Source organism: Bradyrhizobium ferriligni, from assembly GCF_056837965.1.
Genome location: NZ_JBXEJO010000020.1, coordinates 52,208 through 65,250, shown reverse-complemented (window position 1 = coordinate 65,250; position 13,043 = coordinate 52,208). Strand labels below are relative to the sequence as shown.

Below are 13,043 nucleotides of genomic sequence, written 5' to 3'. Positions count from 1 at the left end.
TTACCCTCGTTCCGGCGCCAGCGCACCGAACAGGATCACGGCAGCCGCCGTGGCCGCGCCGGCATGCGTGAGCTGTTCGGCCAGCGCTGCGATCGTGGTGCGAAGCAGCCGCTCGTCGGCGTGGCCGAGCGATTCCGCCAGCAGCGCGGGCGTGTCGGGCGCGAGGCCGTGCGCGATCAGCCTTGCGGCCAATGCCGGGAACGTCCGCCGCCCCATATAGACGACGGTGGTCGCTTCCGGATCGGCCAGCGCCGCCCAGTTCAGGTCCGCGGGCAATTCGCCCGTCACATCGGCGCCGGTCACGAACTGGACCCGGCGCGAGGTCAGCCGTCGCGTCAGCGGAATGCCGGCCTGCGCGGCGGCAACCGAGGCCGAGGTCACGCCGGGAATGATCTCGTAGCCGATGTCCGCCGCGCGCAGCGCTTCGATCTCCTCCTCGAGCCGACCAAAAATGCCGGCGTCGCCGGATTTCAGCCGCACCACCCGCACGCCGGCGGCAGCGTAATCGACCAGCAGCCGGCTGACATGGTGCTGCTTCGCCGACAGGCGGCCGGCACGCTTGCCGACCGCGACGAGATTGGCGCCCGAGCGCGCGAGATCGAGGATCGCGCCCGAGGCAAGATCGTCATAGAGCACCACATCGGCCTCGCGCAGCCGCGCGGCGCCTTTCACCGTCAGGAGCTCGGGATCGCCCGGACCGGCCGAGACGAAGGAAACGAATCCGCTCACCGGTCCTCCGCAATCAGATGGAAGAATGTACCCGTCGCACAGCCGCGCCGCGATCCGGTCTCCGCAACGATCGCGCCGGTCGCATCGCGCACCACCGCGAGCGGCGTGTCGGGCTGCGCGATGATCGTCGAATAATGAAACTCGTGGCCGCGCAGGCGTGCGCCCGGGCCGTGGCCGGGCATCGGCGCGGCAAGCTCGGCGAGCCGGTAGCCCAGATGCATGCGGCGCTTGGCATAGCTCGTCTCAAGGCCGAGCAACCCCGCCATCTCGTGGCGCACGCCGTCGGCATCGGTCAACGCGGCACCCAGCACCATGTAGCCCCCGCATTCGCCATGCACCGGCCTCGTCTCGGCGAAGGCGCGGAGTTGCGAAAGAAATCGTCCGTTGGCCGCAAGCCGGCCGGCATGCAGTTCGGGGTAGCCGCCGGGCAGCCAGCACACATCGGCGTCCGCGTCGGGGCCTTCGTCGGCAAGCGGCGAGAACGTCACGATCTCTGCGCCGGCCGCGCACCAGGCTTCCAGCATGTGAGGATAGACGAACGAGAACGCGGCATCACGCGCCAGCGCGATGCGCTGACCGGGCGGCGTGAAGTCCAGGCTGCGCACGGCTGATTGCGGCGACCAGACCTTGGCCGATTTCAGCACGGCGTCGAGATCGACATGCTCGGCGACGAAGCGTGCGGCTTCGTCAATCAGACCGTCGATCTGGGCCTGCTCTTCGGCTTGCACCAGGCCGAGATGACGCTTCGGCAAGGCGATCTCGGCGTGGCGCGGCAGCGATCCCAATACCGGAATGCCCGCGCCCGCCATGGCATTGCGCACCAGGGCTTCATGCCGCGCGCTCGCGACGCGATTGAGGACGACGCCGGCAAGCCGTACGCCGGCGCGAAAATCGCGCAATCCCGCCGCGACCGCCGCCGCGGTCTGCGCCTGACCGGAGGGATCGATCACCAGCAGCACCGGCCAACCCATCATCTCGGCAATGTCGGCGGTGGCGCCGGTCCCCGAGACGCCACGCGCGGCGACGCCGTCGAACAGTCCCATCGAGCCTTCCGCCAGCACGAGATCGGCATCCGCGCCGCGGCCTGCCAATTGCGCGATCGCTTCGCGCGCCATCGCCCAGCTATCGATGTTGACTGACGCGCGTCCCGTGGCGACCGCGTGAAAGGCGGGATCGATGTAATCAGGCCCGCTCTTGAGGCATTGCACCCTCACGCCGCGATTGCGATAGGCGCGCGCCAACGCCAGGGTCAGCGTCGTCTTGCCGACACCGGATGCCGGCGCGGAGATGACGAGCCCCGCGGTCATTGCGATGATTCCGGCGACGATTCCGGAAAGCGCGGCGCCGCCCCGACCGGACGGTAGCGGCGGTCGTAGTCCGCTGCATAGAGACGGCTCTCGGCGAATTCGTCCGCGCCGAGCGTCTTGCCGACCAGAATGAGCGCAGTGCGTTCGAGCTCGGGGCCGACGGCGGTATCGAGCGTCGCGAGCGTGGCACGCACGATGCGCTGGTCCGGCCAGCTCGCGCGCCAGACGATCGCAACCGGGCAATCCGCGCCGTAGTGCGGCGTGAGCTCGGCCACGACCTTGTCGAGCAGATGGATCGAAAGATGGATCGCCAGCACCGCGCCGGTCGCGGCAAACGCTGCGAGTTCCTCGCCATCCGGCATCGCGCTCGCCCGGCCCGGCGTGCGCGTCAGCACCACCGATTGCACAAGGCCCGGCAGCGTAAGCTCGGCCTCCAGCGCCGCCGCAGCCGCCGAGAAAGCCGGCACCCCGGGCGTGACCGAATACGAAATCTGCAGCGCGCGCAGCCGGCGCAGCTGCTCGCCCATCGCCGACCAGATCGAGAGATCGCCCGAATGCAGCCGCGCGACGTCCTTGCCCTCCGCATGCGCGGCAGCGATCTCGGCGATGATTTCGTCGAGCGACAGCGGCGCGGTGTTGACGATGCGCGCATCCGGCGGGCAATGCGCCAGAACACCTGCGGGCACCAGCGATCCGGCATAGAGACAAACCGGGCACGAGGCGATGAGATCGCGCCCGCGCAGGGTCAGCAAATCGGCAGCGCCGGGTCCTGCGCCGATGAAATGCACCGTCATTCGCCGTCTCCTTCCGCGATCGCTGCAATGGCCATCCGATCCTGTGACGCGGTCCTGACCGAGATCAGGCGCGCACCGCGCCCTGCTGCAGCGATCGCCGCGGCTTCGGCGACGGATCCCGTTCCGAATCTCGCCTTGATGACCTCGGATTGCGCTGCAGTCTTTATCTCAGCCAGGATCTCGACGGGAATGCTCCGGATCGGCAGCCCCAGTTCCCGCGCCAAGTCTCTCAACGCCATCGCCTCGGCCTTGTCAGTCACCGTCGCAATTGCCGCAAGGCCGTCGGCACCGCCGGCCGCGTCGAGCGCGTCGCGCAAGGATGCGGCGCTTGCATTGCGCCTGAATCCGAGACCAGCGACCTTCATCGGAGCGCGCTCCACTGCACGATCGGCCGCGCGGCCTTCCAGGCGCGATAGCGGCCCAATGGCTCGGCCTGCGCGATCTCGAGGCGCATCAACTCGCCGCCATGACGCCGGTGCAGATCGGAGAGCAGCGCCTCGGTCTCCAGCGTCACCGCATGCGCGACCAGTCGCGTTCCCGGCGCGATGCGCGACCAGATCGCATCGAACATCGCGGCGTCGAGGCCGCCACCGATGAACACGGCATCGGGCCTCGCGAGGTCCGATAAAGCGCCGGGCGCCTCGCCTTCGATGACGGTGATCCGGTGAGTCAGGCCGAAGCTCGCCGCATTGCTGCGGATGTTCGCGGCGCGTTCGCTGCGGGCTTCGACGGCGATCGCCGTCCCTCCACACAGTGCCCATTCGATCGAGATCGAGCCCGAGCCCGAGCCGACATCCCACAGCCGCTCACCGGGCCGCGGCGCAAGCGCCGACAGCGCAAGCGCGCGGACCGGCCGCTTTGTCAGTTGCCCATCATGCACAAAGAGCGCATCGGCAAGACCCGAGCTGCGTGCGATCCCTTGTCCTCCCTTCGCCTCCAGCGCAACCGTGACGAGGCTGTCGCCCGAATCCTCCACATAATTGTCGGCGCGATGCTGCGTGATGGACTCACGCGGTCCGCCAAGCGCCGCAAGCGTCCATATTGCCGACGCCCCCCAACCACGCTCCGTCAGCCAGCGCGCGAGATCGGACGCCGCCTTGCCGTCGCGCAACAGGCAGATGATCCGCGCATCGCGCACGAGATGCGGTAACAGCCGTTCGAACGGTGCGGCATGAAGACCGAGACAGACAGCATGCTCGATACGCCAACCCAAACGAGCCGCCGCCAGTGAGAACGTTGACGGCGCGGAGTGCGCGACCCATTCGCCGGGCCGCAGCTTCTCGACAAGGCTTCCGCCGGCGCCATGCCAGAACGGATCGCCCGACGCGAGCACCACCGTCGGACGACCCCGGCATTCAAGCACGATGCTCGCATCGAACGGAACCGGCCAGGCACGGCCGCGGTCGGCGATGCCGGCGAGCGCGAGGTGCCGCTCGCCACCGAAAACCGTTTCGGCTTCGGAAAGCGCCTTTCGGCTTGCATCGGAGATGCCGGCAAGGCCATCTTCGCCGATGCCGATGATGGTCAACCAGGGATTACCCATGATGCGCGCCCTGATCCTGGGCGGAACAGCGGACGCCAATTTGCTTGCCGTTGCGATCGCTCGCGCGGGCATCGACGCGGTCTATTCCTATGGCGGCCGCACCCGTGCGCCGGCCGACCAGCCGTTGCCGGTCCGCAGCGGTGGTTTCGGCGGCGTCAGCGGTCTTGCCGATTATCTGCGTCGCGAAGCCATCACGCATGTGATCGATGCGACGCATCCTTTCGCGGCCGAGATGAGCCGCAACGCGATCGCCGCATGTGCGCAAACCACAACGCCCCTGATCGCGCTTGAGCGCGCGCCCTGGGACAAAACCTCCGGTGATCGCTGGATCGAGGTCGCGGACGTCGTATCCGCGGCCGCGGCCTTGCCGGACAGCCGCGCCAGCGTGTTCCTCGCGATCGGCCGCCAGCATATCGCGCCGTTCGGCAACCGGCCGCAACATGCCTATACGTTGCGTTTCGTCGACCCGCCCGAGCAAGCGCTGCCATTGCCCGATGCCGAAATCATCGTGTCGCGCGGCCCCTTCACGCTCGAGGGCGAGCTCGAGATGATGCGCGCGCGTCGCATCGAATGGATCGTCGCCCGCAACTCCGGCGGAATCGGCGCGCGCGCCAAGATCGACGCCGCCCGCGTGCTTGGCCTTCCCGTCATCATGATCACGCGGCCGGCGCTGCCCGACAGACCGCGGGTGGAAAGCGTGCGCGAGGTGATGCAATGGCTCGGTCATCGGACCTGCCTCGGCGCATAGACCCAGCGGCCGATCCGCCGGGTCGCCGAATTGCCGACGATCACGAGCGTCCGCATGTCGGCCATCTCGGGCCGCGCGTCACGCAGCTCGACCGTCTCGATCCGCTGCTCGGGCGCGCTGACGGCGCGCGCGAACACCACGATCCGCTCGTCGCAGCCCGCTTCTTTCAAAATCTCGAGCGTCCGTGCAAAGCCTTCCGGCCGGCTGGCCGAGCGCGGATTGTACATCGCGATCGCGAAATCCGCTTCGGCCGCAAGCCGCAGGCGCTTCTCGATCACCGGCCATGGCTTGAGATTGTCGGAGAGATTGATCGCGCAAAAATCATGACCGAGCGGCGCGCCGGCGCTTGCCGCCGCCGCCAACATCGCCGTCACGCCGGGCAGAACGCGAATCGGCAGGTCGTGCCATTGCGGCGCGTCCTCCAGCGCTTCGAACACGGCGGATGCCATCGCAAACACACCGGGATCGCCCGAGGACACCACGACAACATGGTGCCCCTCGGCCGCAAGCCGCAACGCCTCGGCGGCACGCTGCAACTCCACGCGATTGTCCGAGGGATGCAGCGTGAGCCCGGCGCGCGGCGGCACGCGGGTCACATAGGGCGCATAGCCGACGATGTCGGTCGCAGCCGCGAGCGCAGCAGAGACCTCCGGCGTGATCAGCGCCTCATCGCCCGGTCCGAGCCCCGCGATGGTCAGCGTGCCGGTCATTGCGCGACCTCCCTGCGCCGCCCCTGCCCGTGCACCAGCACGATCGCAAAATACGGACACTCGGCCTCGCCGACATCCGCAAGCCGGGCGACGCGCTGATCCGGCATGGTGCCGCGTTCGACGAGCCACGCATCATCGAGGCGCCCCGTGGAAGCCAGCGCGCGGCGAATCTTCGGAAGATTGCGGCCGGTCTTCATCACGACCAGCGCGTCGGAGCCGCGCATCCGCTCGGCGAGCTCCGGCTCCGGCAGCGTCCCCATCAGAACGGTCGTCACATCGTCGGCTAGCGCAATCGGCTGCCCCACCGAATTCCAGCAACCGACCATGCCGGGAATGCCGGCGATCACCTCGATCTCGACACGCCCCTGCAGCCGCGCATGCAGATGCATGAACGAGCCATAGAAATAGGGATCGCCCTCGCAGAGCACGACGATGTCGATCGCGCGCGCGAATCGCGCCAGGCGCTCGGCCCATTCGTCATAGAAGTCGGCCAGCAGCCGCGCGTAGTCCGGACTGTCGAACGCGATTTCCGTGGTGACCGGATATTCCATCGGATATTCGCTGACGTCAGCGGCGAGCAAGCCTTCGACAATGCGGCGCGCCTGCCCCGGCTGGCCCTTCTTGCGAAAATAGGCGACGTGCTTCGCGGCACGCACCGTACGGTCGGCGCGCACGCTCATCAGGTCCGGATCGCCTGGGCCGACGCCGCAGCAGATGATACGTCCCATCGCTATTCGCTCCGGCTCGCCAGCGCATTGACGGCGGCAACCGTGATCGCCGAACCACCAAGCCGTCCCTCGACAGTCAGCGCCGGTACCGGGGGCTCAGCCATCAATGCCGCCTTGGATTCCGCCGCGCCGACAAAGCCGACCGGACAGCCGATGATCGCCGCCGGCCTCGGGCAGTCGGCGTCCTCCAGCATGTTGAGCAGATGAAACAGCGCCGTCGGCGCGTTGCCGATCGCGACGATGGCGCCGCCCAGATGCGGCCGCCACAGCTCAAGCGCCGCCGCGGAACGTGTGTTGCGCATCGATTGCGCGAGTGCAGGTACCTTGACGTCACCAAGCGTGCAGATGACCGCATTGCCGGCCGGCAGCCGCGCGCGCGTAATTCCTTCCGACACCATGCGCGCGTCGCAGAGGATCGGCGCGCCCTCCTGCAAGGCGGCTCGCGCGCACGCAGCCATGCCTGATGTGAAGCGCACATGCGCTTCCAGGCCCACCATGCCGGCGGCATGGATCATGCGCACGACCACCGGCTCTTCGTCTGGCGCGAAGCGGGCAAGGTCGGCCTCGGAGCGGATGGTGGCAAAGGACTGGCGATAGATCGTCGCGCCGTCGGTTTCGTAGACGTGCGGCATCAGAGTCCTCCCGTCAGCACGGAGAGATTTTCGACGAGGTACGAACTGGTCAGCCCTCGGATGACGGGCACATCCCGCGTCGTGCCGCGGCGGATCAGATCAAAGCCGTCGCTTGTCGCAACGAGGGTGACATCCGCAGAACCGGAATGGGCACAGCCCTTGGTGCAGCCGGACACGTGAAGGCGCGCATCGGGTGGGATAAGCCGCGCGAGCGCCGACGCCAGTATACGCGTATCCGCGTGCGCCTCGCCGCAGCGCGGCGCGCCGCTGCAGGCGACCACGCGCAGCCTGGGATCACCGGCATCAGTCACGAGGTCCGCGCCACGGGGCATCTCGCGCATCCCCTCCACCAGCATCATCCGCCACGGCGTCATGCGAAGAGCTGGTGCGCTCCCGGCAAGATCGCTGAGCGTCTGGTGCCGCATCTGCCCGAAGGCGACGCCAACCATCGCGCCCGTCGGATAGAGGCCAGGCGCAGGGTCCGCCGATCGAGCCACGGGCTCGACATCACCGCGAAGTGTCTCCGGAACGCTCGCACCGCCCGCCAGATGAGCCGCCATCCGCCGTTTCTCACCCTTGGTTCCGCCGGAGGCGACGAACCACTCGGCCAGCGCCAGCGCCGCCTGCACCGCCTCGCTCCGCGTGACCGAAAGCCCGCGCTGTGCGCCATCGGCCCGCACCAGCAGTCCGCCGTTGCGATCGCGCTCGATCCTGATATCGGCGGACGCACTAGTCAGCATCCGCGCATTGCCATCATCGATTGCGAAGCCGAACTTGGTTGGAAGATCAAGCGAGGCACTGGCAAGCACCTGCTCAAGCTCGGTCGCGAGCGAGCGCGTCTCGTCGGCGGCAGTCCAGAACGGCGTCACCAGGACGTTGCGCTGCGCCTCGGTACTCGAGTCGGCGTCCAGCAACCCGAGCTCAGCGAGCCCATCGACCAAGGGCGGATAAGCTTCATCGCCGACGCCGCGAATCTGGAGATTGGCGCGGCTGGTCAGATCGATCAGGCCGTTGCCGTATCGCGCCGCCAGCTCGGCAATTCCCGCCGCCTGCGCCGCGTCCAGCCGTCCGGCGCGCGGGCGAACGCGCACCACGAGGCCATCGCCCGATCGCATCGGCCGCAGCGCGCCGGGACACCAACCCTTGACCGCAACCGCGCTCATAAGGCCTCCTGCAGCGCAGCCGCAATCGAATTGCGCCGCGTCTGCCACAGCGACGCCTCATGCAATCGCGTGAAGCAGGTCTCGATCGCCGCCAGCGCCGCCGGATTCTCGCGCGCCATGAAGCCGCGAACCTCGTCATTGCCGAGCGTTGCATCGTAGTAGAGATCGAACAGATGCGGCGGCACCGCGCCGGCGAGATGGGCGAACGCCGCCATGTGCTCCAGCGTCGCGGTGATTTCGGCGGCACCACGGAAGCCATGGCGCATCATGCCCGCGATCCAGGCAGGGTTGGCCGCGCGCGCCCGCACCACCCGTGAGATTTCCTCAGTCAGCGCGCGCGCATGCGGCCGATCCGGCCGCGTGGCATCGAGGTGATAGAGCGACGGAACTTTTGTGCCAAGGCGCCGGGCCGCCGCCGCGATACCCGCCTCGTGCGCGGCATAGTCCGCCGCCAGCAACAGATCGGTCTCCGGCAAATCCTGGGTGTGAACAAAACCGTCCGCAGCCGCGAGCCGCGCCTCGATGCCGGCGCGATCGGGCCGCATCTCGCCATCGGATGCGAGAGCCCACGATGATGCCGACAGCCAGGCATCGCCGGCCGCCTCACGCGCCTCCTCGGTGAAGACATCCGGCATCGACGCAATGCCAACGCCGTAATGTCCGGGACGAGGACCGAACACGCGCGAGACGCGCTCTCGGTAAGGATTCTCGTCCGCCTCGTCGCTGCGTTCGGACAACGTCTCCGCCGCGGCTTCGAACAACTGGGCCAGCCCTGAGAAGACGTCGCGGAACAGCCCCGACACGCGCAGCGTGACGTCGATGCGCGGCCGGCCGAGCTCCGCCGGCGCGATGATGTCGTAGCCCGACACCCGCCCCGATCCATGATCCCAGCGCGGCGCGATGCCCGCGAGGTGCAGGGCCATCGCAAAATCCTCGCCGGCGGTGCGCATCGTCGAGGAGCCCCACAGGTCGACCACGAGCCCCTTCGGCCAGTCGCCGTGATCCTGCAAATGACGGCGCAGCAACTCTTCAGCGAGCTTCACGCCCTGCGCATGCGCCGACGGCGTTGGCACCGCGCGTGGATCGACCGCAAACAGATTGCGTCCGGTCGGCAGCACGTCGCGGCGTCCACGCCAGGGTGAGCCCGCCGGCCCCGGCGCCACGCGCCGTCCCGCGAGCGCATCGCGCAGCGCCGTCCTCTCCGCCTCGCCGCAGGCGCCCTGCCCGAACACATGCAGGCCGTCGCCGAACTGGCTTTCCTTGAGGTCGCAGACGAAGCGATCGATCTGTGGAATGGCCTCGGCCGCGGAGACCGACGCGGCGAGACCGAGATCGTCTTCCAGCCCGGCGATGCGCGCTTCGTCGCGGATCGCGGCGATCAGGCGCTGCCGCCGCGCCGGATCGAGACCATCGGCAGTCGAATACTCATCGAGCAAGCGCTCGAGACTGCGCAGGCCTTCCGGCAGCGCGGCCTGTGCCAGTGGCGGCGGCAGATGACCGATCGTCACGGCACCGATCCGGCGCTTGGCCTGCGCGGCCTCGCCGGGATCGTTGACGATGAAGGGATAGACAACAGGCAGATCGCCGACCAGCGCCTCCGGCCAGCATGCGGACGACAGCGCAACCGACTTCCCCGGTAGCCATTCCAGCGTTCCATGCGCGCCGATGTGGACGACGGCATCGATGCCTTGCCGCCTGAGCCACAGATAGAACGCGACATAGGCGTGACGCGGCGTGCGTGCCAAATCGTGATAATCGGCGTCGCGCTGACCGACCTCACCGCGCTCCGGCTGAACGGCAATGACCGATTTGCCGCAGCAGATCGCCGCGAAATGAAATGCGCCGTCACGGCAATCGGGATCATCGTCCGGCGCGCCCCATGCGCGGCTGAGATCGTCCTGCAGCGGTTCGGGAAGGCCGGAAAGCGCGGCGCGATAGTCGGCGACGTTCCACGTCAAATTCCTGCGCAAAAGAATGTCACCCAGCGACGCCACCGGCTCAAGGTCAAATCCCGCGGCCGCGAGATCAGCCAGCAACGCCTCGACCGAGGCCAGCGCATCGAGGCCGACGGCATGCGCGATCTGATGCGGACGGCCTGGATAGTTCGAGAGCACCAGCGCAAGCCGCTTCTCCTGTGCCGGCTTGCCGGCAAGCCGATGCCAGGCGGCCACGCGTGCGGCAATTGCAGCGACGCGCTCGGCGTCCGGTCGATGTGCAAGATGCGCGAATTGCAGCTCGGGATCGCGCTCACCAGGCGACTTGAAGCTCACGACGCCTGCGAACAGGCGGCCGTCGACCTCCGGCAGCACCACATGCATCGCAAGATCGCCGGGCGAGAGCCCGCGCAGCGATAAAGCCCAATCCTCGCGCCGCGCCGTCGAAAGCGCGACCTGGAACACCGGACACGAGGCCGCATCGAACGGCGTCGTGCCGTCGTCACCAGCCGCGGAGAACGCGGTCGCATTGACGATGGCGGCTGGCGGACATTGCGCGAACTGAGCGCGCAGCCAATCGGCCACGCCTGCCGCCTTCAACGACGTAACGAACACACCGTGGGCATCAAAGCCCTTCGCGCGCAACGCATCGATCAATGCATCGACCGGCGCCGTGTCACCGGCCGCAAGATAAGAACGATAGAAGGTGACAAGCACGCGCGGCTGGCCGTCCGGTGCCGGCAACGCCGCGATGGCACCGCGCCGGGAATCGTAGACGCCGATCTCGGGAAGATCGATCTCGCCGACCACAGGCCCGGCATAGAGTCCGGACGCCAGCGCCAGTTGCGCGATCACGGCCTGCGCGGCAACGGGGCCGCCCTTGTCGCACAGCACCTTGAGACGGCGCAGCGTCGAGACCGGCAAGGTCGAAAATTCATCCAGCCGCAGATCGTCGCGGCCATCGGCCGGCAGAACGACCAGGGCAATGCCGCGCTCCTTGGCCAGCCGATGCACCGCGGCCAGCCCGTACGACCAGTAGGGCTCGCCGCCGATCAGCCGCACCAGAATGCCGCGCGCGTGCGAGAGCGTCCGCTCGATATAGGTATCCACCGACAGCGGATGGCGCAGCTCCGCGAGATTGGCGAGCCGCAGCGACGGCAACGCAGCGCGGCCGCGCCGCCAGCCGGCCGCGAAGGCAGCAAGATCGCTGTCGGAAAACGACAACACCACGAGATCGGCCGGATCCTGGCCGAGGTCCCTTGGCGTCGCGGTCTCCTCAAGGCCGCGGCTCTCGCGGAAGACGACGTGCATCAGACACCAAGCCGTGCCCTGATCGCGGCTTCATCGATGTCGGCATGTTCGCCGATCACGACGAGCTTCGACTGCCGCGCCCGTGCGCCCCAGGGCATGTCGAACTGATGCCGCACCCGTTCGCCGACCGATTGCACCAGCAGCCGCATCGGCTTGCCTTCCACCGCGATGTAGCCCTTGGCGCGCAGCACATTCTGCTCGCGCGCCAGCCCCTTGATCGAGGCGACCAGCGCGTCGACATCCGAAACTTCCGGGAGATCGATCACGACGGAATTGAAATCGTCGTGCTCGTGTTCCTCCTCGCCATCGTGATGCGACGGCCGCGCCGCGAGATCGTTTTCCGCCGCCGCCTCGAGCCCGAGGATCACGCGCGCGTCGATCGTGCCGTCGACGACGGGCAGCATCGGCACCTCGCGCGGCATCTCGGCCGCGATCACCTCTTTCGCTGCCTTGATCCCCTCCGCCCCGGCAAGGTCGGCCTTGGTCAGCAGCACGAGATCGGCACAGGCGATCTGGTCCTCGAACACCTCCGACAGCGGCGTCTCGTGGTCCAGATTGTCGTCTGCTGCGCGCTGCGCGTCCACCGCGGCCGGATCAGGCGCAAAACGGCCGGCGGCGACAGCCTCGGCGTCGGCCAGCGCGATCACACCGTCGACCGTGATCCGCGAACGGATTTCCGGCCAGTCGAACGCCTTCAGCAGCGGCTTCGGCAGCGCGAGCCCCGAGGTCTCGATCACGATGTGATCGGGCTTCACGTTCCGCGCCAGCAACTGCTCCATCGCCGGGATGAAATCATCGGCGACGGTGCAGCAGATGCAGCCATTGGCGAGCTCGACGATGTTCTCGGCCGGACAATTGGCGTCGGCGCACGACTTCAGGATGTCGCCGTCGACGCCTTCGCTGCCGAATTCGTTGACCAGCACCGCGAGCTTCTTGCCGTTGGCGTTGCGGATCAGATGCTGGATCAGCGTCGTCTTGCCGGAACCGAGAAAGCCGGTCACGACGGTGACCGGAATTTTGGCGAGCGTGGTCATTCTGCGGCCTCCGGCACGACGGGAAGAGGTGGAATGCGGGCGAGCGATTGCTTGCGGAAGATTTCCGGACGGCTGCGCCACGGCACGATGCCGTCAGGCGCTGCCGCATAGGCGGAGGCACCGGCGATCACATCCGCGGCATTGTCAGCGGACAGTCGGCCGTAGACATAGGACCATCGCCCCGGCGCGCTGAGCGCGACCGAGCAACCCTGGCTGCAGGCCGACAGACATGCGACGGGAACCAGATTGACGTCATCGGGCACGCCGGCCTCAACGAGCGCGGCATGCAGGCGCGCACCGGGCGCGAGTTCACCTTCCGCCGGCGTCTGGCCGGCGCGGCAAGTGATGCAGACATGAAGTGTAACGCTCATCGCCCTTCCTGGATTGACAGCGGGAAGCGATGAGGCACA

General features: G+C 67.9%; 13 protein-coding genes. 1 reads left to right on the top strand and 12 read right to left on the bottom strand.

Features of this window, described 5'->3' with window-relative positions; all coding sequences use genetic code 11:
* From cobA to cbiE, 5 genes are read right to left on the bottom strand one after another with little or no spacing between them, the layout of a single operon-like run.
* The gene (cobA, locus tag AC1VNY_RS14215; protein WP_482405597.1) at positions 1-729 is read right to left on the bottom strand and encodes a uroporphyrinogen-III C-methyltransferase; all 729 of its coding nucleotides are present in this window, start codon (positions 727-729) and stop codon (positions 1-3) included.
* On the bottom strand, positions 726-2,036 hold the full coding sequence (locus tag AC1VNY_RS14210) for a cobyrinic acid a,c-diamide synthase CobB (protein ID WP_482405596.1): 1,311 nt from the start codon (positions 2,034-2,036) through the stop codon (positions 726-728). The genes cobA and AC1VNY_RS14210 overlap by 4 nt, the downstream gene beginning before the upstream one ends.
* Positions 2,033-2,830 (bottom strand): precorrin-4 C(11)-methyltransferase, encoded by a 798-nt coding sequence (gene cobM, locus AC1VNY_RS14205; RefSeq protein WP_482405595.1) that lies wholly within the window; start codon positions 2,828-2,830, stop codon positions 2,033-2,035. The genes AC1VNY_RS14210 and cobM overlap by 4 nt, the downstream gene beginning before the upstream one ends.
* Positions 2,827-3,195: a cobalamin biosynthesis protein gene (locus AC1VNY_RS14200; RefSeq protein ID WP_482405594.1), complete on the bottom strand. Its 369-nt coding sequence runs from the start codon at positions 3,193-3,195 to the stop codon at positions 2,827-2,829. Before AC1VNY_RS14200 ends, cobM begins: the two co-directional genes overlap by 4 nt.
* Positions 3,192-4,373 (bottom strand): precorrin-6y C5,15-methyltransferase (decarboxylating) subunit CbiE, encoded by a 1,182-nt coding sequence (gene cbiE, locus AC1VNY_RS14195; protein WP_482405593.1) that lies wholly within the window; start codon positions 4,371-4,373, stop codon positions 3,192-3,194. Before cbiE ends, AC1VNY_RS14200 begins: the two co-directional genes overlap by 4 nt.
* On the opposite strand from cbiE, the gene AC1VNY_RS14190 reads away from it, so the two are divergent.
* Complete coding sequence (locus tag AC1VNY_RS14190; protein WP_482405592.1) at positions 4,372-5,121, top strand: cobalt-precorrin-6A reductase; 750 nt, start codon at positions 4,372-4,374, stop codon at positions 5,119-5,121. The two genes, cbiE and AC1VNY_RS14190, sit on opposite strands and share 2 nt — an antisense overlap.
* Here AC1VNY_RS14190 and cobJ read toward each other — a convergent pair.
* Genes cobJ through AC1VNY_RS14155 form a run of 7 tightly spaced genes read right to left on the bottom strand, consistent with a single transcriptional unit; the run spans position 5,097 to position 13,004 of the window.
* A complete protein-coding gene (cobJ, locus tag AC1VNY_RS14185) occupies positions 5,097-5,831 on the bottom strand; it encodes a precorrin-3B C(17)-methyltransferase (protein ID WP_482405591.1) in 735 nt (244 codons plus the stop codon). The genes AC1VNY_RS14190 and cobJ overlap by 25 nt on opposite strands.
* Positions 5,828-6,559, bottom strand: a complete 732-nt coding sequence (locus tag AC1VNY_RS14180) for a precorrin-2 C(20)-methyltransferase (RefSeq protein WP_482405590.1) — start codon at positions 6,557-6,559, stop codon at positions 5,828-5,830. The genes cobJ and AC1VNY_RS14180 overlap by 4 nt, the downstream gene beginning before the upstream one ends.
* A 2-nt stretch (positions 6,560-6,561) precedes the next feature.
* Positions 6,562-7,191, bottom strand: a complete 630-nt coding sequence (locus AC1VNY_RS14175; protein WP_482405589.1) for a precorrin-8X methylmutase — start codon at positions 7,189-7,191, stop codon at positions 6,562-6,564.
* Positions 7,191-8,354, bottom strand: a complete 1,164-nt coding sequence (gene cobG, locus AC1VNY_RS14170; RefSeq protein WP_482405588.1) for a precorrin-3B synthase — start codon at positions 8,352-8,354, stop codon at positions 7,191-7,193. The genes AC1VNY_RS14175 and cobG overlap by 1 nt, the downstream gene beginning before the upstream one ends.
* The gene (gene cobN / locus AC1VNY_RS14165) at positions 8,351-11,599 is read right to left on the bottom strand and encodes a cobaltochelatase subunit CobN (RefSeq protein ID WP_482405587.1); all 3,249 of its coding nucleotides are present in this window, start codon (positions 11,597-11,599) and stop codon (positions 8,351-8,353) included. The genes cobG and cobN overlap by 4 nt, the downstream gene beginning before the upstream one ends.
* Positions 11,599-12,633, bottom strand: a complete 1,035-nt coding sequence (gene cobW, locus AC1VNY_RS14160; RefSeq protein WP_482405586.1) for a cobalamin biosynthesis protein CobW — start codon at positions 12,631-12,633, stop codon at positions 11,599-11,601. Before cobW ends, cobN begins: the two co-directional genes overlap by 1 nt.
* Complete coding sequence (locus tag AC1VNY_RS14155) at positions 12,630-13,004, bottom strand: DUF1636 family protein (RefSeq protein ID WP_028331460.1); 375 nt, start codon at positions 13,002-13,004, stop codon at positions 12,630-12,632. Before AC1VNY_RS14155 ends, cobW begins: the two co-directional genes overlap by 4 nt.
* Between the last annotated feature and the right edge of the window lie 39 nt (positions 13,005-13,043).